This is a genomic window from Nostoc sp. LEGE 06077, from assembly GCF_015207705.1.
In the GTDB taxonomy this organism is placed as follows: Bacteria; Cyanobacteriota; Cyanobacteriia; order Cyanobacteriales; family Nostocaceae; genus Nostoc_B.
This window is the reverse complement of record NZ_JADEWI010000002.1, coordinates 97,245-116,822: the sequence shown is the minus strand read 5'-3', so window position 1 is coordinate 116,822 and position 19,578 is coordinate 97,245. Positions and strand designations below refer to the sequence as shown.

Genomic DNA, 19,578 nt, shown 5'->3' with positions numbered 1-19,578 from the left:
CATTCCATATTTATGATCAATACTATGAAAAACGCTCAATGGCAGACACTCAAACAAAAACTGACTGATGAAGCAGACTTATCCAATATCTGGTTATTTTATATGGATAATTTTGCAGACCATCCAGAATTTACTGACTTGGGTGAACCTGCTTATAATCAATACCTTGATAATGTTATCCGCAAAACTTGTCAGCAAATGTTTAGCAAAGAAATCAAGATTCGTGACCTTTTCTTAATTTATATTGCCAAACATCATTTATTTCATGGGGCTTTCTTTGTGGAACGGCGGATTGGAAGTGTGATTTATTTCGATGATATCAAAGTTGGGTTAATTGCAGTGTCGGCAGATTATCCGCCTACTGATTTGGTTAAGTATTCACGTTTTTCTGAGGTACTTCAATTGCCAAAAACTAATCTTAATGATCTCAATTAAATAAACCCCTTAGACTGTAAGTCTGGGGCTATATAAAGCTTGCATAGCCTATTGACAACCGCAAAGTCGAAAGCAGGCTAATTAGGTTTTGATTAATAAAAACTACCTGATTTACGATGTTCAACAGCGGTTATGCCGTCATTAGTTAACATTTCGCCTTTATCAACAATTGCATAAATCAACCATCTGTCTCCAGATTCAATTTGATTTTGCACTGTGCATTCTAAATAGGCTAATGCGTCATCTAGAATCAGACAACCATTAGCCGCAGTTTGGGTAGAAAGATTGGCAAATGGGTTGTCTCCTGAAGTGCTATGACGGGAAAAATAGCGCCGTACATTTCTACCTTCTTTGAGAATATTCAATACAAATTTATCGCCAGGATGACGCATAAAATCAGCGTTTTGCTCTTGCGAAATCGCAATCATAATTCCCGGTGGATTAAAAGTTGCCTGTGATACCCAAGAAGTTAAAATGCCTTTGTGGCTATTTTGATCACGAGTTGTCACAACACACAAGGAACCAACTATGCGTCCTACAGCTTGTTCGGTACGGTCTACGTGTGCTTCTGTAACGACTTGACGCGGAACACGTATTTTCTTATTTTTCTTCAAAGTTTGGGCAAAGGTTGCACCCGCCGTTGCACATTGTTGCAGAGTCTCAGTAGTCGGACTAAAGCGCACCCGGATTGTTTCAAACCCTAAACGATAATTGGCATCTATGAGTTTATTTTCTAATAAATCAATGGCCTCGCCACTCCAACCATAGGAACCAAAGACACCGGCTAATTTAGTTTTAGTAGCGGTTGACAGCACTATTCCCAAGGCTGTTTGAATTTGTGTTGGCGCATGACCACCTAAAGTGGGGGAACCAATAATAAATCCGTCGCAGGCTTCTATCAGGCGAGTAATTTCTGCTGTGTCTGCTAGTTCGCAGTTAATTGACTCTACATTAATGCCATTTTGAATCAATCCTTGAGCGATCGCATTCGCTAAAATTGCTGTATTCCCATAAGCTGAAGCATACAACAAAGCTACGCTAAATTCTGGCGATTTCTGTCCTTGACACCATTGGCGATAATCGTAAGTAAAACGACTCAAGCTGTAACGCACAATTGGGCCATGCGCCGGAGCATAATATCTTGCAGCCAAACCTGTCAATTTATCTAAGGCAACTTCGACTTGTTTGGCTTGGGGTGCATGAAGACACTCAAAATAATAACGGCGTTCTGCATCTAACTTTTTCCAGTCTTCATCAAACAGAGTATCTTCGCAGATATGAGCGCCAAAAAATTTATCTGTGTAAAGAATCTTAGACCCAGAATCATAGGTGCAGAGTCCATCCGCCCACCGGGGAGTGGGTACAGTGACGAATGACAACAGATGGCCTTGTCCTAAATCTAAAGTATCTTCGGAACGTACCGCTTGAATGTGTGCTTCCCATTCAGGAAAGGTGGCTTTTAAAGCATTAGCCGCAGGACGAGAGCAAATTATCGTCGCTTGCGGTGCATGAGACAGTAGTACTTTGAGCGTGGCGCGGCGGTTGGGGTTGACATGATTGAGAATAATGTAATCTAGAGTTGCTAAGTCTAGATGTTGTCCTAGTTCCTGGATATAAATTTCCGTAAAAGATTCGCCAGGAGGGTCAATTAAAGCTTTTTTATCGGCTTGAATTAAATAAGAATTAGCCGTGGTTCCTTTTTGGCGGGAATATTCCACCTCAAATTTTAGTCTTTCCCAAGTCCGCGATCGCAAAATTATTGTATTCTGTCCAATTTCTGCAACCTGGACATCTCTTGGACGACTGGGTGTGATTGTAGTCATGGATATAATAACCTCTAAGAAAGTATGAAGTGTAAAGTCTGAAATTTTAAAACTATTAAGTATTAGGTATGAATCCGCAATTTCTGTGGTTTAGTGTTCATTTCATACTTCAATGTTGATTTGGACGATTTTTTTTGTAACGTTCAGATACTTGGTGTTCTGGATCAATACCTTCAAATGTTGGTGGTAGCCAGACTCGCAAGATGAGTAAAATTCCTAGAACTAATAAGAAAGCACAAGTCGCTAAAACTTGAGTCCAATTAGTTTCCAGTACACCTTTAACAATCACTTCGCGTAAAGCAGAAACAATAGAAACTTCTACCGCTACCCCAATAGATATGCGTTGTTCTTGTAAATAAATAATTAGTAATCGGAACAACTCAACTAAAATTAATAGAAACAAAATATCGGCGGTAACGACTTGAAAATTCAAAGGAGGAAGTAGGGAGAGAAACATATCTCTCACCTGAATAACCATGAAACTAAATAAGCCAATACATAAGGAAATGACAATCACATCTTGAATCATTTCCAAGCTGCGAACAACACGAACTCTATTGATTTCGTAGGCGTTAATTTGGTTATCATCAACAGGCTTATACATGGCTTTTTGTTGAAATATAAACTGAGCAATTAATTAAGTAAAAAGGTAAAAGTAAATGTTTTATAGCGTTTCCAACTCTGGTATGGTACAAAACTACCCCTCCCCAACCCTCCCCTTGGCAAGGGGAGGGTGCGCGACAGCGCGGGTGGGGTGTATTTCATCTGTCTGAGAATTGCGATATCTTGACTCAGCACTATTCGCTTTTAACTTTTACCTTTTTACTTTTGACTTGATTTAGTAGTGATTACCAATTTTGCGGTGATGAACGGCGGTGAGTGCATTGATTTTGGCGACTCTTCCGGTTTGCACGGTGCTATAAATTACCCAATGATCACCACAATCCATGCGGCTGGTAATTGCACATTCTATGTAAGCTAGAGCATCCGCGAGAATTGGGGAACCATTCATAGCCGGATAGGTTTTGACTCCAGCAAAGCGATCGCCACCGGGAAGGAAACGCTTGAGGAAGTGTTTCATGTAGCTTTGATAGTTTCCTTCTTCCAGAACGTTTAACACAAAGCGATCGCCTACGTGCATTAAGGATTCAATGGCGCGTTCTTTAGCCACAGCAATAGCGACTCCTAAAGGATTAGCGCTGGCTTGTGTCACCCAAGAAGCAAACATGGCGCTTTGAATTTCGGCTTTTTTGGCGGTGATGATATATAAGCCTGTGCTAATGCGTCCAAGAGCTTTTTCTAAATCTGTGTTGATGGATTTGATTTGTTTAATGGCGCGATCGCGGTTTAACCAGAGTCCGATATCTGTCCCCGCTTCATCACACAATTGTTCTGTAGCTCTGGTGGGAGTTTCTTTAATTAAAATTGGTGGAAAAACTTCAGTTAACCCAACTTCTTGAAACTTGTTACGTAAAGGATAAACTGGTTCATCATCTCCCCCTCCCGACTCAAATAAACCAATAGCTTGTTTATGATGAGCCGCCGCTAATATCGTACTTAATGCTGTTTGGGCAACTATAGCCGATTGGGGAGGCATCCCGATTACTAAACCCGCAGCTTGTGAAACTAATTCGCGGATTTCTTGCGGTTCAGTGTTATTCAGAGGAACTAATTCAACTACTACTCCAGTTCTAGTAATACCATGTGCTATGTAACGAGCAATGGTTTCACTGTAACCGTAATCTTCTGTGTACAATAAAGCAACAAATTGTTCAGTTTTTGTTTGTTCTAAACTCCAAGTTTGATAGCGTTCTAACCATTCGGAAATATTGTGTTTGAGTAATGGCCCATGACCTGTAGCCACTGTTAATATCTCTAATTTTTCAATGCGTTTTAAAGCTGCCAAAACTGACCGCGCATTTGGCCCCATCAGGCAATCATAGTAATAATGAAAATCTTCTTCAATGATGGCTAAATTTTCATCGAATGTATGGTCATCACAGTAGTGCATTCCAAAGACATCACAGGTAAAGAGAATGCCTGTTTTGTAGTCATAAGTAAAGATTGTATCCGGCCAGTGAAGATTAGGAGCCGAGACAAATTCTAATTCATGACCATTGCCTAAATCTAAGCGATCGCCATTTTTTACAATTATGGATTTAAATGGTTGGTGAACCATATTCTCCAAAAATTGAATTGCCACTTTCGCACCCACAACAGTAATATTTGGCGCTAATCGCAAAATATCTTTAACTAATCCGCTATGGTCTGGTTCTGTGTGACTAATAATCAAATAATCTATCTTTGTTGGCTCAATTAATCCTATAAGTATTTCTAGGTATAATTGCTCGAATTTGCGATGTGAAGTGTCAACTAAAGCAATTTTTTCACCTTGAATTAAAAAAGAGTTATATGTTGTCCCATTACGTAACCCAAATTCAACATCAAAACGCTCTCTATCCCAATCAAGGCAACGAATAGCTGTCGTTTGAGTGGCAATTTCAATAGTTTGGATAGTTAAACGTGATGAATGAGAAAATATTGAAGTAGTATCTGTGAGTGCTACCATTGGGTTTCTCCAAAAAGAAATTTATCTGGAGTGAATCTGCTTACTCTTATATTGAACTGTTATTTCCATTTGGTAAAATGCCAATTTCTAAAGATACTCATCAGGAAGTTTTATTCATGATCAAAATTGGTTTACCATTGTAATTAGTCAATGTTTATCATTAGTTTTATGCTGAGTAATTTAACCACAGATGAACGCAGGTAACGCTGTATTTGAGCTAAATGAGAAATGCTTTATTCCTTCGCCTACACAACAGATTCATAGCAATATCATCGAAAGTGCTGGTGTAGAACTGTTTGTACTGCGTCTCGACCTAATGCACCCTTGGGTGAACGGGAATAAGTGGTATAAGCTGAAATACAATCTTTTAGAAGCTGAAGAAAAGAGTTTTTCAACGCTGCTGACCTTTGGCGGTGCATATTCTAACCATATTTTTGCCACCGCCGCCGCAGGTAAATTATTTGGATTGCAGACAATTGGGATCATCCGTGGTGAGGAAAGATTACCACTGAATCCGACGTTGAGTTTTGCTGTCCAACAGGGTATGCAACTGGTATACTGCGATCGCACCAGTTACAGACAACGCCACACCCCAGAATTACACGCACAACTGAGAGAACGCTACGGTGAAGTATTTATTATTCCTGAAGGGGGATCTAACTTAAATGGTGTGCGCGGTTGTACAGAGATACTTCCAGAAGCCAACGATTTTGACGTTATCTGCGTGGCTTGTGGTACAGGTACGACTTTTGCGGGGATTTTACTTTCACTGACTCAAAAGCAAAGAGGAATCGCTTTTCCTGTTCTCAAAAATGGTGGATTTCTCAAACAAGAAATCGACAGTTTATTGGAGAGTTACCTTGCTTCTGGTTTACCCACACCAAATAACTCTTTGTGTTCTTGGGAATTAATCTGCAATTATCACTTCGGCGGTTATGCCAAAATCAACGATGAACTACTCAAGTTTAGCCAGCAATTTCAGCAAACCTACGATATCCCTTTAGATTACGTCTACACCGCCAAGATGTTTTATGGGGTGATGGATTTATTACAGCAGGGATTTTTTAGAAAGGGCGATCGCATTCTACTGATTCACACTGGCGGTTTACAAGGCAACTTAGGTATACAACAAAAGACCGCTAAATTTAAAACGTAAGTATTCAGGAGTCAGAATACATCCGTCAGAAGGTTTAAAGAATCAGGAGAAATATTTGATGAATTAATTTGCTAATCCTCTAGATATTTCTAAATTCTGGCTTCTGACTCCTGGGTGCTGAATTCTTACTTTAAGACTTAGGTGGGCAAAATTTTGCCCACCCTACAAATTTAATTGATACCTTTGAGTTTGCGAGTGCTATCAACTAAACTTTGAGCAAATTCGTCAAATCGTTGGGAAAGTTTTTCATCTAACAACTTCCCTTCTGGGTTAAAAGCACCCCAAGCTTGGCCAATGGCGATTTGTTCGGGAATGACCCAACCATGTACCCAACGCACAATTATCCGTAAATCATTGAGGGCGTTGCTATTAGATTGACCTCCCAAAATGCTAATGAGTCCTGTGACTTTTCCTGACAGTTCATCAAAACTCATTAAATCCAGGGCATTTTTCAATACACCACTCACACCGCCATGATACTCTGGTGTCGCCAAAATCAATCCATCCGCACCACTGACAGTCTCACGCAAGCGCTTCACATCGGGATATTCGGGATATTCTTTTTCACCGTTACAAAATGGTAGCTGTAATTGCCGCAAATCTAAAATTTCTACATCTGCACCTATGGCTTGTAACCGTTGTGCTGCTACTTGTAAAGCCAACTGTGTATAGGAGTTATGTCTTAAGCTACCACCAATGCCAACAATTCTGACCATAATTTCCCCATCCATTACAAATAAATAGCTAGTACAGAAAAAAGTATGATTAAAAGTCGTAGTCATTACGACTATGCTTATCTTAGCGAGTTATGGTTTTGCAGTCAAATTTGTCGTATGACTCAGCCGTAGATGCAAAAAATCAATAAAAACTGTACTGATGCTAATACTCTGTCAAGCTTTGTTTATCATCATCTTACCCAGGAGCATAATTTATCCGACAAAGATAGAATTCCTTGAGTAGCATGGTGAAAGAGAGTAGGGAATAGTTTGGTGTAGAAGTTAGACTAGATAAAAAACAGTGATTTCCAGTTATTGCAATTTTTGCTAGAAAAATCGGCATAAAACCAGCGCGAAGCTCATGCCAGCAGAAAAAAGGTAAATTATATGAAAAATTTCAGGAGAAAGGCATTGATGCAACAGCGATCGCCCATAATTAAATCAACTACGGCCAAGCCAGAGTTAGGCAAAACCAACCAAAAGCGAACGCCAAAAACTGTTGCTTGGTCTGGGGCGTTAATCGCCAGTTTAATGATGTTGCCAAATATTGTTGGTGGGACACCAGCCCTGGCACAAAGAGCAGAGCGCGAAATAAGTTATGGTGAGTTGATCAGAAGAACGGAAAAAGGCGAAGTCCAAAAAGTCGAATTAGACGAAACCGAACAAACAGCTAAAGTATATCTCCAAGGACAAAAAGATACACCGCCCCTACAGGTAAGACTTTTAAATCAAAATCCAGAGTTAATTAACAAACTCAAAGCGAAAAACGTTGAGTTTGGTGAGGTATCCTCTGCTAACAGTCGAGCCGCAGTCGGATTGTTAATCAATCTGATGTGGATTTTGCCCTTAGTAGCTTTAATGTTCCTCTTCCTGCGTCGCTCAACAAATGCTTCCAGCCAAGCCATGAACTTTGGCAAATCCAAAGCGCGGTTCCAAATGGAAGCGAAAACTGGCGTAAAATTTGACGATGTTGCAGGTGTCGAAGAAGCCAAAGAAGAACTACAAGAAGTCGTCACTTTTTTAAAGCAGCCAGAAAGATTTACAGCAGTCGGCGCACGTATTCCTAAAGGTGTATTGTTGGTCGGGCCGCCAGGAACAGGTAAAACCTTACTTGCAAAAGCGATCGCCGGAGAAGCAAGCGTACCATTTTTCAGCATTTCCGGCTCGGAATTTGTGGAAATGTTTGTTGGTGTTGGTGCATCCCGCGTCCGTGACTTATTTAAGAAAGCCAAAGAAAATGCTCCCTGTTTAATATTTATTGATGAAATCGACGCTGTAGGTAGACAGCGGGGTGCGGGTATTGGTGGTGGGAACGATGAGAGAGAACAAACCCTCAACCAGTTGCTTACCGAAATGGATGGTTTTGAAGGTAATACAGGCATTATTATTATTGCCGCTACTAACCGTCCCGATGTTTTAGATGCAGCCTTATTACGTCCCGGACGCTTTGACAGACAAGTAATTGTTGATGCGCCCGACTTAAAAGGGCGATTAGAAATATTACAAGTTCATGCCCGCAATAAGAAAATTGACGAGAGTGTGTCATTAGATGCGATCGCTCGCCGCACACCAGGGTTTACTGGTGCAGATTTAGCCAACTTACTCAACGAAGCCGCCATTCTCACCGCCAGAAGACGCAAAGAAGCAATCACCATCTTAGAAATCAATGATGCTGTTGACCGCGTAGTGGCAGGGATGGAAGGCACACCCCTCGTAGATAGTAAAATTAAACGATTAATTGGCTATCACGAAATTGGCTATGCCATAGTCGGAACCTTGCTCAAAAACCATGACCCAGTACAAAAAGTATCTCTAATTCCCCGCGGACAGTCACGGGGTTTAACTTGGTTCACGCCTGACGAAGAACATTTTTTAATGTCGCGATCGCAACTCTTAGCTAGAATTACTGCTGTATTAGGTGGTAGAGCCGCCGAAGAAGTAATTTTTGGTTTACCAGAAGTCACTGGCGGGATGCGCGAAAACCGCAAATTAGAATATGCGACATCCATAGCGCGACAGATGGTAACACAGTATGGAATGTCTGAAATTGGCCAGTTTTCTTTAGAATCTCCCAACAGTGAAGTATTTCTGGGGCGTGACTGGATGAGCAAATCCGAATATTCCGAAGAAATAGCCGCCAAAATTGATCGGAAAGTACGGGAAATTCTCAGCCAATGCTACGACACAGCAAAAGGCCTAATTCAAGAAAACCGCACATTAGTTGACCATTTAGTAGAGATTCTGATTGAGCAAGAAACAATTGACGGAGAACAATTTAGACAAATTGTGGCTGAACATCAAGATAAACAAGTAACTGACGCAGCGACCTTGGCTGTACCTAATTAAAACTTTTGGCTAAGGTTTGCCGATTTGTAGAGATGTTGCAATGCAATGTCTCTACATAATTATTTTGATTAAGATTTCAATAACTGTTTCCTCCCCTGTAGAAGTTGAAGAGAAAAAATCCCCCAGTTTTTACCAGGGGATAAAGTCAATATTGCTCTAATTTAGGATGTTTTTCTGCCAAACAGCATAGCAACTTGGAAAAGTGTAAGTGTGCCAGAATGGCAGAAACAAGACCTTATTTAACAAAACATAATTCAGAATTCATCGCAATTTCAAACTGAAGTTGATTGTATTTGATTCAACCCCGCCATTCATTAATTCTGACTTCTGGATTTTTCTTTAATAACCAGAATCACGCTGATTTTTTGACTCTTGAATGATAATTTTTGACTCTCTGCTGGCAATTTGTTGCTGGGTGAACATTTCTCGCAACACTAAAGCAGGGTCTACATAGTTATTTGCATATTTCAGCCCCCAGTGGAGATGCGGCCCTGTGGTGCGTCCTGTCATTCCCACGCGACCAATCCTGACTCCAGTGGGAATTACTTGACCTTCCCAAATTTGAATTCCACCAGATCTGTCTATCAAGTAGCGCCGACCTGATGTGCTTTCTACATTACCTTCCATGTGACAGTAGGTGTGTTCCCACTCGCCAGATTTAATTACTATGTGAGTTCCACAAGCAGTGCGATCAGCCACTTTAACTACTCTACCTACCCACCAATTGCGAATATAACTACCTTGTGGTGCAGCTATATCTAAGCCTCCGTGAAACTCCCAATTAGCCCCGCCAGTCGCAGAACGGCGATAACCAAAGGGTGATGTGTATGCTTGAAAGTTTTCGACAGGGAAAGAAGCAGCTAACCAACCATTGCTCCTTGTGGCTGTTCTTTGCTGCACTTCTCTGGCTGTGACTGTTTCGACATTTGACCCTAAAGTGCTGAAACCAACAACACCTAAACCTAATACTAATAGTGTGGCTCCAGACAGCAATACTTTTTTTGGTCTTTGACCCATTATTTGATTCCTTATTTTCACCGTATTATCTGTATTCTTTTGGAACAATCTCTATTGTTTAACTCTTAATTAGTACTGATAAATTTAATTATTTTTTTGATTTTCAATTTAAATTGTTTATCCTAACTATTTACATAAAAACCTTATTTTGTGTAAGTAAGTAACTGATATCACTTGTGTATCAAGGATATCAGTCCAAGAATTTTCTTGATTATGTTATCAGATTTTGGAATTTAAAAGTTACTTTTAAGTGATAATTTTGGAGATTTTTTACTAGATAAATATATTTTTTACAGTATGCGCCTAGTTGCACTCTCTTACATCCTGGCAGTTTTCAGTAAGAGAGACTATAGCCATACTTATGTATATACGTACGTAGCAATAGGGAATCAGGAACAGAGAAAAGTATTGTCGTAGTTCAGATACAAGGTTAATTACTCAAAGCTTTGAATTTGCTGGGTTTACACTCAGCACTCAATTACCTGTGACCTTTCCCGAAAGGAATGGACTTTTTGCTCTAGATAGTTGAAATCTTGCCAGCATTTATGCTTAAAATTGCTGAATAGGTCAATTGAGCTTGAAAAAAGGCCAAGATGACCATTTGCAGGACGCACCCAAGCCATGCTGACTGATATATTGCCTTTCTCGTTTGAAGTAGATACCGTTGCGATCGCTGGCGCTAGTCTGTGGTCTTTAGCGCTGTACTTAGGTTTGTTCCCGTGTAGTGAATGGGTGATTGAACAATTAAACCGTTGGTTTAACTTTGCCGAGCGATCGCTTTACACCAGCCAGACGGAATTTGAGAAGACTCGCAAAGCTAGAGAATCCCAAAACGCTTTTTACGCCTCATTGTTTAGCATCCTGCCATTTTTAGGGATAGGTACTTTATGTAACTGGGGTGTAGAAATCAGCTTGGGTCGCAGTTGGGCAATTAGTATGGGTATACTTGCCTGTATTGGTTGTGGCATTTATGAACTGGGGCGACGAGATGGTCAGTCTTCAGATTAAGGCTCGATTTCCTCACAGACAATCTGCGCTATTTTTTGCGCTGCACCGCTTTCACCACGAACGCGTCTAAGATTAGTACGCATTTCTTCTAACTTTTCTGGGTGCGCTAACAAGTCTAATACCATTTCACCAATTTCTTGTGGTTGCAGTTGACCTACAATTTCAGGAACTATTTCTGATTGCGCCCAGATATTTGGCCATGCTAATAAACCCTTGCGGCGTAGAAATAGCCAGTTAATTAATTTGGCAAATGTTGTCCCCACTCCTGGCAAATTTGCGAATAATCCTGGTAGACCATCCCAAGAACGCATAGCATCAAGCTGTTGCGTTGGTAGTAACACAATCATTGGTACGCCTAAAGATCCAAGTTCCGCTGTGTTTGCGCCGACTGTCGTTAAGCAGATACTACATTGCGATAAGATGCTATATGCAGGATTTTCTTGGTGTAGTTCGATGTTTAATCCTTGATCTGTTTTCAGTAACGGGTATTCATGATTTTGTTCTGGCATCACTAAAGAAGCACCAGAAAATTTAAAAGTTTCGGTAAAAGGGTTTTTGCGAGGATCAGCAAAGCTGACTAAGGTTGGTAAATCCAAAGTTGGCGCTACGGGAATGACAAACTTAATTTGCGGCTGTTTGGTGTGGATATATTCAGCAATAGCTAAAGTTAAGGGGATTCCTTGGGTGAGTTTTGCGGCTTTTGAACCGGGGAGAATGCCTATGAGTCCTGTTAGCGTTAGCGGGGCGTTCAGCCCGTGCTGAGTGGGGAGTGCTGAGTTTTGAGCTTCTAGCATTAAGTCGCCGACAACTGTAAATTTATGAGCGTATTTTTGGGAAACTTTTTGGGCGACTTTTGGTTTCATTATAGCAAAGCGGTTGATTAAGTTATGCCAGCGGGCTTGCCATTCGGCGTAAACTACGGTGCGATATCTGAGTTTTTTGCCAATAATCACCGGAAAAATTTGATCACCACCCAGGAAAACTACAACGCCGTGGCTTCTCCAATCCCAATTTTCATAGGTTTTTCCCCAAAGTAAAAATTGCCAAAAATGTTCTACTCCCTGAACTCTATCAACTTCTGGGTAAGAAAGAGCGATCGCAGCTTCTTTACCACTAGCATTTGGGCAAGGTGATAATACTACAGAAATTCTGACTAAAGAACAGTCATCTCCTAGTTGTTGGCGTAATGCTTGGACAACTGGACGCACCCAAGTTGTGATTTCTCCAGGGCCATTGGAGAGAATGAGAATATCTACTGGATTCATGAGTTATGGCAACAGTCAAAAGGCAAAAGTCAAAATTAAGAATTGTTTTTAATCTTAGTGGTAAGTAGTTAGACAAAATTAATTACATAATTTTTTCCAAATTCTCTGAGAATTTTTTCAACAGATGCGACAAAGGACTGCCAATTTTTGTAAGCATCTATTTCAATCCATTCATACTTAATAAACCGCCACAAAATCTCAATCAAATTTAACTCTGGTGAATAAGCAGGCAGTTTAAAGATGGTAATACCACGTTCTTTCCATTCTTCAATTTTGTCAAGAATAGCATCACTAGTATGAATTGAGGATTGATCAACCACAATCACTGTGGGTTGATCAACTGTAGGAAAGAAAGTATCAATACAAGCAATAATCACATCAGAGTTAATACTTTGAGATGAAACGTAAGCTTCTAAATGATTATTTTTATTCATGATTCCCAAGACATTTAAACGCGGACTAGGCCGACTCGGAATCGTTAAGTATTCTCCGATATCTTGCCAGCCATAAGGAACAGATGGAATGAGGCAAAATCCAGTCTCATCTAAGTAATATAAGTTAATTGTGCCTTCATCTTCTAATCGTTTAAATTCTGCTATTTGTGCTGATTTTTCCGCATATTCTATAGGTTCTGGCTCTCCTCCAACATCTCGACGCATTCGATGCCAACTCATTTTCAGCATTTTAATTATTCTTTGAATCGTTTTGCTACTTACTTCAATTCCCCATTCTTCTTTTACCTGTTGTACAACCTGTTTTAGTTGTCTCGGCTCTTGTTTAGTCCACTCTTTAATTTTTTGTTTTTGGGCAGTATTGAATTTAGGTTTACAGCCTCTTCCTGGTTTGTTATACAATCCTACCATTCCTTCTGTTTCCCAGCGATTAAACCAGTTATAGAGTGTCTTATAGCTGACTTGAAAAATCTTACTCAGTTCTTCTATTTTGACACCTTGTGAAGCTAATATTAGGCAATGCGCTCTTTGACGTACCTGATAATGTCGGCTTTGGCGATAAATTCGCTCCAGTAGTTTCAATGAAAGGGTATTTACTTCTCTGATAAATATCATCAAAAATTGGAATTATTACATAACTTTCTTATTCTGATATATTTTACTAGTTATTTGTGTAATTAATTCTGTCCGACTACTTATATGTGCGTGCAATTTTTTACTCCAACTAACTAGATGGTAGCGGTTGCTGATTTTCGAGAGTTGGGCTACCAAATGTGCGGGGTATTTGCACTGCCAATACTGTGAGATTCACTGCCATATAAGCTACCAGCGACATCCAAAGTATTTGGTTATTGTGAAGATAGGAGGCTGTAACTGCTACAGGCAAAAAGCCTAATCCAAAGGCAATTAAGACTGCATTACGTAAGGTTGCACCTTCTTTTAACCCGATGAAATAACCTTCCAACATAAAAGCAATGGCGGTTAATCCTAGCAGCGGCAACAACCAAATTGTATAATTACTGACATTTTTGTTAACTTCTGCGTGATTAGTTAACAGCCCAAATACTGCATCAGGAAACAGCACCGATACCGCTGCAAAAGCTAATGCAATTACCAAACTGGTTAATATCGAGACAGTCAGTAGTGGACTCATCTGTTCTTTAGTGCCTTTGCTATAAAAGTTCCCAGTGAGCGTTTGAGTTGTCATCCCCACACCTTGGACAGTGAACTGACTCAACAAAGCAATCTGTAATAACAAACCGTTCTCGGCTAAGATTTCTGTTCCCATTGCTGCACTCAAGTTGGTGAAGATAGCATAAGTAGAAATCAAGACAACAAAGCGGATGAGAATGTTACTCTTGAGCGCCACAGTATCTTTGAGGGCTACCCAATCAAACACTTCTTGTAAAGCGGCGGGTAAAGTTTTCCAGGGAATAGTAAAGCAGGCATATATCACACCAGTTACGAGCGCCAGATATTGACTAATGGCTGTGGCTAGTCCGGCTCCCATACTTTCCCAACCCCACAGTGAAATCATCAAATAGTCCAGCACCACATTAGAACCGTTACCAATTACAGACATAAGCAAGACTACGCTATTCTTTTCTTGCCCCATAAACCAGCCAATTAAGACAAAATTCAGCAATACGGCGGGCGCTCCCCAAATTCTGGCTTGGAAATAATCAGCCCCAGCAATTTCAATTTCTGGGGAACCGCTGAGAATTGTAAAGCCCAGTTTTTGTAATGGGTATTGTAGTAACAGAATTAATAAGCCAATTCCCAAAGCAATTAAACCACTGCGTATCCCTGCTAAGAGTACGGCTTTGTGGTCATCGAGTCCGACAGCTTGTGCAGTCAGGGCATTCACACTAGAACGGAGGAATTTCAAGACTCGGTAAAGGTAGTCAAAAATAATCGTTGCTAAAATCACTCCCGCCAAGTGACGGATGTCTGCCAAGTGTCCCAAAAAGGCAATGTCCACCAACCCGGCTAAGGGAACCATCATGTTGGATAGCATACTAATGCTTGCCAGTTTGTAAAAGCGAGGCAAGAAGTTGTACTTGGGTGAGACCGCAATTGTCATAGATTGTTTGTTGTCTGTACTGGAATATAAATTCCAGTCTGAACTATTTCTCTGAGAAATGGCATCTGATATCGTGTCTGGTGAAAGAATAATTCTTGATTAAGGGTACAGGGGCAAAATCAAGTCAAAAGTTAAAAGTCAAAAATTCTCTTACTTTTGTATTTTGACTTCCCCATAGAGGTGTAGGTGTTTAAAACCCTTACACCCCTACACCCCTACACCCAGTCTTAATAGATTATCTTTTTGCCTAAGCCTAATTTAATTTCCTTGTAATTGTGCATTCAAGACTTTTTCAATGCGATCGCGTGTTTCCAGAATATGCGCTTTGCTATACTCGTCTTGAGAACTGACCTGAGCGAGTTTTTCATCTAATTGCTTGAGTTTGTACCAAGCTAAAGTCCGGGCATCTTCTGGTACATCTTCTTTACGCAACACCATAGCAATTAAGAGATTCAGATATTCTCGTTGCAAACCTCGCCGGATACTGGAGATTTGTAAAGCAGATCCTTTGGGTTTGATAACTTCTGTCCAAATTCCTTCTTGGAGAGTATCAAATAATTCGGGTAATGTCAGTGCTTTGCCTGATTGGGCTTTGAGTTCCAAATCTTTGAGACGGTTGAGGCGATCGCCTGAGAGTAAATCGTGCAAAACGGCACTCTGCAAGAATAAAACTAACTCATGAATTGGATAATCTAACCTTCCTACGCGCGGGTAACTGCCCCAATGCCGCCAACGGGAAGGTGCTAATTTATTCAGCAGGTCTGGGGAAAATTTTAAGGCATCTTCCGCAAATACATACTTTTGTAAGGTTTTTAAAGCTTGCCGTTGTTCTTCTACAGGGACTGGTTGAAATGGTAAACGATTTTGGCCGCTCAGTTTACTAGAGTCTACATCACCACCTTTGATGCGGTAAAAAGACTGTCCTCCTATATATTTACTCACATAATAAATTTGCTGAAAATAATTGCCTAACACTGTACTAAAGCGTTCACTAACATCGCTGTAGCTTTCCCCGGCTGTGGGATAACCTTTGTTCAGACGATCCCACATTACCCGTGAATTATCTAGCTGCCATTGGGAATAAACCAGCACATTGTTACTATTATCCCAAGCATCGGCGGTGGGGTCGAGGTCGTAAACATCCTCATCTGTGGAATAACTCAACTCTGGTTTATAAGATTGGTTGGCAATTTCCTGCAACAATGGTTTTTCGGCAATGGGAGATGTCGCCTGGGTGGAAATATAACCATATTGAATTGCCCAGTCATCATAAGCACCCACCGCACTGGGAAAATAATCACCTTGCTTTGTCCCTTGGGGAGCAATATTTGGGGGAATATAATCCATCACAGAAGTAGTCAACCCTTTATTCTGGGTGACATTTTTATTATTCATCTCCTGCGGTGCTAATAAAGTACTACCCCGGAAATTATGGCGCAAACCCAGGGTATGACCAACTTCATGGGCAATAATTAAGCGTAAATATTGATTGATATATTCTTTTACTTGGTCTTGGCTAGGTGTACCGTCTTTTAACAGCGTCATTGCCAAAGAACCAAAGGCAAACTGATTAGTGGCTTCCATGCCATAACATAAATCATACTCCCCTGCTAATTTAGATAAATTCCGCAATAACCCGCTTTGTTCTAGTTGGGGAGAATTTTCGTCTTTGGCTGCTTCCCCGCCACAAAGAAAGCGATTTTGCATCCAAGTTGATAAGGAGGTGCGATTTTGGTTGGCGTTAGGTTGAACGATTTTGCGATACTCACTCTTCAACGCCCGTACAAAACTAGCATCAACTAAAATGTCTGCATCTAAAATTTCGCCAGTTAGGGGGTTTACGCGCGATGGCCCCATTGCGAAATAACCATCAACTGTGTTTATCCAGCGAATTGTATTGTAACGAATATCCGCCGGGTCCCAGGTGGCGTTATCTGGCATTTGTTTGGCTTCAATCGCATCTTTAAAACCTGCTTGCAAAAAGGCTTTGTTCCACATAAGGATGCCTTCTTTAATGGCATCACGGTATTCTAAAGGAACTGCATTATCAATCCAAAACACAATTGGTTTTTTGGGACGGGAGATTTTAGCTTTGGGGTCTTCTTTTTCTAAATTCCAACGATTGATATAACGAACAAAGGGATCACCACTATCTTTAGTTAAGTCTTGGTAAGCGGTGATGAAATAACCAACTCGTTCGTCGGCTAAACGTGGACGGTAATTGTTATTCGGTAATTGTGAAAGACTGTAATGGACGCGCAAAGTAAAGCCACGGCTATCAGCCAAGGAGGCGAAATTCAGCCGTGGATTATCTCTAGTGCTACTACTTCCACTAGAGAAATTTAATACTGACTCAATTTCGACGTTATGGGGAAAAGCTTTCGCGTCACCAAAGTATGATTGGTCTGTAGTGGCGGTCACACCTAAACTTGCAGATAATCCAGCCAAATCGGAAAGTAGCAAGTCACTGAGGTCAACAAGGATAGTTTTGCGTTGGGGATGAACGCTTTTAATCGGTAACATATAGAGAATTGAATCGCTAAATGACCGGGCAAGCGATCGCGCTTGTGGATCTCCTTCCCGCGTGCGAAAATTTACGTTACGGACAACAAAGTGTAATTTGTCATCTACCCGCTGCCAATAAAATAAAAAATCTTGCAAAGGTATCCCGCTATAAATACCCCGTTCGCCAATTCCAGATTCTAGTGTGGCGGTGGCTAAAAAATTGTTATTTAACTGTTCTGGTTTAATTTCAAGATAAATTTTATTCTTTTTGGGATTGCGATAGAGGGTGAACAGTCCCTCCTTTTTTTCTGTATCTTTAACTACTTCATCAAAAGCTTCTAAATCATCCTTTGTTGCTGGTTTGACGGAAGAATTTGGCTTTTTTTCGGGTTTATTGCTGGGTTTAGTAACTTCTAAGAATGGTTGCTTTTCCGCTTGCTTGAGATTTCTAACCACCCAAGTAAAGGGCTGACTTTGGACTTTTTTGTCTTGATTAATTACCCAAACTTGAGGTGATGGTAGTTTTTTCCAGGCAGGTTCTTGGCTATTTTTGACAGATGTAACTTCTGCAATCTGATTAACACCTAAAGTTTGATTATCTTTGTGACTACCTGACGACTCAGCACGAGCAGTTGTTATTCCTAATAATAAACCATGTAGCAAAATTACATAAAAAGCTACCTTATTCATTCACTTTAGCCCTGATAAAGATTACTAGTAGTTTTTAATTTTTACAAATAAAATTTTTGGCTGCCATCAGTAGAAGCAACCTAAAAATGACTGAAGTTATCTGATATCCAAAGGCGGATTTTTGGCTTCAGTTTTTATAGATGTTGTGTACTGTTTTGCTGTAGTATTATGCTTAACAATTCCTTAGCGAATAAATAGTAAGTATGATTGTGCCACCCGCTGAGTCAAGATAATGGTAAAAAATACACAATTTCGGCAAAAAAGAATTAAAAAATATAATTTTCCTGATAAATGATTAACTTTTAAAGCTCAAACTAAAGTTTATCCTCGATAGTAATCTTTCACTGCCTGAAATTTAGCTTTGACTAAGTAATTTCGTCAATAAGATATACATACTACTTTATACTTCTATCTTTAGCATCTTGAAATTAGACTCAATAATAAAAAATTAATCAATTTTTAAGGTACGGCTTGGTAAATAGTAACAAAGGATGCAATTGCTGGTGTTGTGACGAAAGAAATTTTCAGGTCTGTATGAACAGGTGAAGTTTTGATACCATAACTCTATGTCACTACATCAAAACTCTGGCCGCTGGCGTTTAGGCCTGGCATTATCTCTACTGACTGTTTTCTTATGGGGAATTTTACCGATCGCACTGGCGGTGATACTGCAAGGGCTTGATGTCTATACAGTGATTTGGTTTCGCTTTTTTGTGTCTTTTATCCTACTAAGTGGATATTTAGGGGTACGGAGAGAGTTACCAAAATTAAGACAATTGCCTGCTGCTGCTTGGAAGTTGTTAGCGATCGCTACACTAATGTTAGGGGCTAATTATTTCTTTTTTATGCAGGGTTTGGCGCTAACATCTCCGGCGAATGCAGAAGTATTGATTCAGTTAGCTACTTTATTATTAGGCTTAGGTGGGTTAGTTATTTTTCACGAACGTTATACACTCCGCCAATGGCTTGGTGTTGGTGTATTAATTTGTGGGTATGTAATATTTTTCCATGACCAACTAAGCAACTTAATTACCGCACACAGCACATATATTTTTGGTAGTGCTTTGGTAGCCGTAGGTGCATCTGTCTGGGCTATTTATGCTTTAGCCCAAAAGCAGTTATTACAGTCTTTATCTTCTCCTAATATCATGATGCTGATTTATGGAGGCGCAGCTTTATTATTTACACCTGTGGCAAAACCAGACACTATATTAAAACTGAATAATTTAGAGTTAGGAATGTTAATTTTTTGTGCGTTAAACACCTTAATTGCTTATGGTGCTTTTGCAGAATCATTAGAACATTGGGAAGCATCACGAGTCAGTGCAGTGCTGACTTTAGCCCCAATTGTGACATTACTATCTGTTGAGTTAGTCGCAATATTCATCCCTAATTTAATTCCCGTAGATCATGTTACCTTAACTGGTATGATTGGGGCTAGTTTAGTAGTAACTGGTTCAATGGCGATCGCATTGGGTAAAAAAAGGTAATTGGCAATGCTTGGCAATGTTTT

At 40.2% G+C, this 19,578-nt stretch carries 14 protein-coding genes; 5 read left to right on the top strand and 9 right to left on the bottom strand.

The window, feature by feature from the left end; translation table 11 throughout:
- Positions 1-24 precede the first annotated feature (24 nt).
- A complete protein-coding gene (locus tag IQ244_RS01950; RefSeq protein ID WP_193889391.1) occupies positions 25-435 on the top strand; it encodes a hypothetical protein in 411 nt (136 codons plus the stop codon).
- A 92-nt stretch (positions 436-527) separates the two neighbouring features.
- Here IQ244_RS01950 and IQ244_RS01945 read toward each other — a convergent pair whose 3' ends face one another.
- From IQ244_RS01945 to IQ244_RS01935, 3 genes are all read right to left on the bottom strand, one after another.
- Positions 528-2,258, bottom strand: coding sequence for a diflavin flavoprotein (locus IQ244_RS01945; RefSeq protein ID WP_193889390.1), 1,731 nt, complete (start codon positions 2,256-2,258; stop codon positions 528-530).
- 109 nt (positions 2,259-2,367) lie between these two features.
- Positions 2,368-2,862 carry a phosphate-starvation-inducible PsiE family protein gene (locus IQ244_RS01940; protein ID WP_193889389.1) on the bottom strand — a complete coding sequence of 165 codons (495 nt, stop codon included), beginning with the start codon at positions 2,860-2,862 and terminating at the stop codon, positions 2,368-2,370.
- 234 nt (positions 2,863-3,096) lie between these two features.
- Complete coding sequence (locus tag IQ244_RS01935; RefSeq protein WP_193889388.1) at positions 3,097-4,827, bottom strand: diflavin flavoprotein; 1,731 nt, start codon at positions 4,825-4,827, stop codon at positions 3,097-3,099.
- Positions 4,828-5,017: 190 nt separating this feature from the next.
- On the opposite strand from IQ244_RS01935, the gene IQ244_RS01930 reads away from it, so the two are divergent.
- Entirely contained in the window at positions 5,018-5,983 is a 966-nt protein-coding gene (locus IQ244_RS01930) for a 1-aminocyclopropane-1-carboxylate deaminase/D-cysteine desulfhydrase (RefSeq protein WP_193889387.1), read from the top strand.
- Between the two features lie 170 nt (positions 5,984-6,153).
- Here IQ244_RS01930 and IQ244_RS01925 read toward each other — a convergent pair whose 3' ends face one another.
- Positions 6,154-6,699, bottom strand: coding sequence for an NADPH-dependent FMN reductase (locus IQ244_RS01925; RefSeq protein ID WP_193889500.1), 546 nt, complete (start codon positions 6,697-6,699; stop codon positions 6,154-6,156).
- A 387-nt stretch (positions 6,700-7,086) separates the two neighbouring features.
- On the opposite strand from IQ244_RS01925, the gene ftsH reads away from it, so the two are divergent.
- The gene (gene ftsH / locus IQ244_RS01920) at positions 7,087-9,045 is read left to right on the top strand and encodes an ATP-dependent zinc metalloprotease FtsH (protein WP_193889386.1); all 1,959 of its coding nucleotides are present in this window, start codon (positions 7,087-7,089) and stop codon (positions 9,043-9,045) included.
- A gap of 339 nt (positions 9,046-9,384) precedes the next feature.
- Here ftsH and IQ244_RS01915 read toward each other — a convergent pair whose 3' ends face one another.
- Positions 9,385-10,062 carry a M23 family metallopeptidase gene (locus tag IQ244_RS01915; RefSeq protein WP_193889385.1) on the bottom strand — a complete coding sequence of 226 codons (678 nt, stop codon included), beginning with the start codon at positions 10,060-10,062 and terminating at the stop codon, positions 9,385-9,387.
- A 621-nt stretch (positions 10,063-10,683) separates the two neighbouring features.
- On the opposite strand from IQ244_RS01915, the gene IQ244_RS01910 reads away from it, so the two are divergent.
- Positions 10,684-11,070 carry a hypothetical protein gene (locus tag IQ244_RS01910; RefSeq protein WP_193889384.1) on the top strand — a complete coding sequence of 129 codons (387 nt, stop codon included), beginning with the start codon at positions 10,684-10,686 and terminating at the stop codon, positions 11,068-11,070.
- Here the strand turns inward: IQ244_RS01910 and IQ244_RS01905 are convergent.
- The 4 genes from IQ244_RS01905 to IQ244_RS01890 all read right to left on the bottom strand — a co-directional run bounded on the left by IQ244_RS01905 (position 11,067) and on the right by IQ244_RS01890 (position 18,065).
- On the bottom strand, positions 11,067-12,335 hold the full coding sequence (locus IQ244_RS01905; protein WP_193889383.1) for a lipid-A-disaccharide synthase: 1,269 nt from the start codon (positions 12,333-12,335) through the stop codon (positions 11,067-11,069). The two genes, IQ244_RS01910 and IQ244_RS01905, sit on opposite strands and share 4 nt — an antisense overlap.
- A gap of 68 nt (positions 12,336-12,403) precedes the next feature.
- On the bottom strand, positions 12,404-13,402 hold the full coding sequence (locus IQ244_RS01900; RefSeq protein ID WP_193889382.1) for an IS630 family transposase: 999 nt from the start codon (positions 13,400-13,402) through the stop codon (positions 12,404-12,406).
- A gap of 109 nt (positions 13,403-13,511) precedes the next feature.
- Entirely contained in the window at positions 13,512-14,870 is a 1,359-nt protein-coding gene (gene gntT / locus IQ244_RS01895; protein WP_193889381.1) for a guanitoxin biosynthesis MATE family efflux transporter GntT, read from the bottom strand.
- Between the two features lie 258 nt (positions 14,871-15,128).
- Positions 15,129-18,065: a zinc-dependent metalloprotease gene (locus IQ244_RS01890; protein WP_193889380.1), complete on the bottom strand. Its 2,937-nt coding sequence runs from the start codon at positions 18,063-18,065 to the stop codon at positions 15,129-15,131.
- 566 nt (positions 18,066-18,631) lie between these two features.
- Here IQ244_RS01890 and IQ244_RS01885 point away from each other — a divergent pair.
- Entirely contained in the window at positions 18,632-19,555 is a 924-nt protein-coding gene (locus tag IQ244_RS01885) for a DMT family transporter (RefSeq protein ID WP_193889379.1), read from the top strand.
- Positions 19,556-19,578 lie beyond the last annotated feature (23 nt).

Coding starts and splice junctions, on each gene's coding strand:
- IQ244_RS01950 (WP_193889391.1), top strand. CDS start 25: ATGAAAAACGCTCAATGGCAGACACTCAAACAAAAACTGACTGATGAA.
- IQ244_RS01945 (WP_193889390.1), bottom strand. CDS start 2,258: ATGACTACAATCACACCCAGTCGTCCAAGAGATGTCCAGGTTGCAGAA.
- IQ244_RS01940 (WP_193889389.1), bottom strand. CDS start 2,862: ATGTATAAGCCTGTTGATGATAACCAAATTAACGCCTACGAAATCAAT.
- IQ244_RS01935 (WP_193889388.1), bottom strand. CDS start 4,827: ATGGTAGCACTCACAGATACTACTTCAATATTTTCTCATTCATCACGT.
- IQ244_RS01930 (WP_193889387.1), top strand. CDS start 5,018: ATGAACGCAGGTAACGCTGTATTTGAGCTAAATGAGAAATGCTTTATT.
- IQ244_RS01925 (WP_193889500.1), bottom strand. CDS start 6,699: ATGGTCAGAATTGTTGGCATTGGTGGTAGCTTAAGACATAACTCCTAT.
- ftsH (WP_193889386.1), top strand. CDS start 7,087: ATGAAAAATTTCAGGAGAAAGGCATTGATGCAACAGCGATCGCCCATA.
- IQ244_RS01915 (WP_193889385.1), bottom strand. CDS start 10,062: ATGGGTCAAAGACCAAAAAAAGTATTGCTGTCTGGAGCCACACTATTA.
- IQ244_RS01910 (WP_193889384.1), top strand. CDS start 10,684: ATGCTGACTGATATATTGCCTTTCTCGTTTGAAGTAGATACCGTTGCG.
- IQ244_RS01905 (WP_193889383.1), bottom strand. CDS start 12,335: ATGAATCCAGTAGATATTCTCATTCTCTCCAATGGCCCTGGAGAAATC.
- IQ244_RS01900 (WP_193889382.1), bottom strand. CDS start 13,402: ATGATATTTATCAGAGAAGTAAATACCCTTTCATTGAAACTACTGGAG.
- gntT (WP_193889381.1), bottom strand. CDS start 14,870: ATGACAATTGCGGTCTCACCCAAGTACAACTTCTTGCCTCGCTTTTAC.
- IQ244_RS01890 (WP_193889380.1), bottom strand. CDS start 18,065: ATGAATAAGGTAGCTTTTTATGTAATTTTGCTACATGGTTTATTATTA.
- IQ244_RS01885 (WP_193889379.1), top strand. CDS start 18,632: ATGTCACTACATCAAAACTCTGGCCGCTGGCGTTTAGGCCTGGCATTA.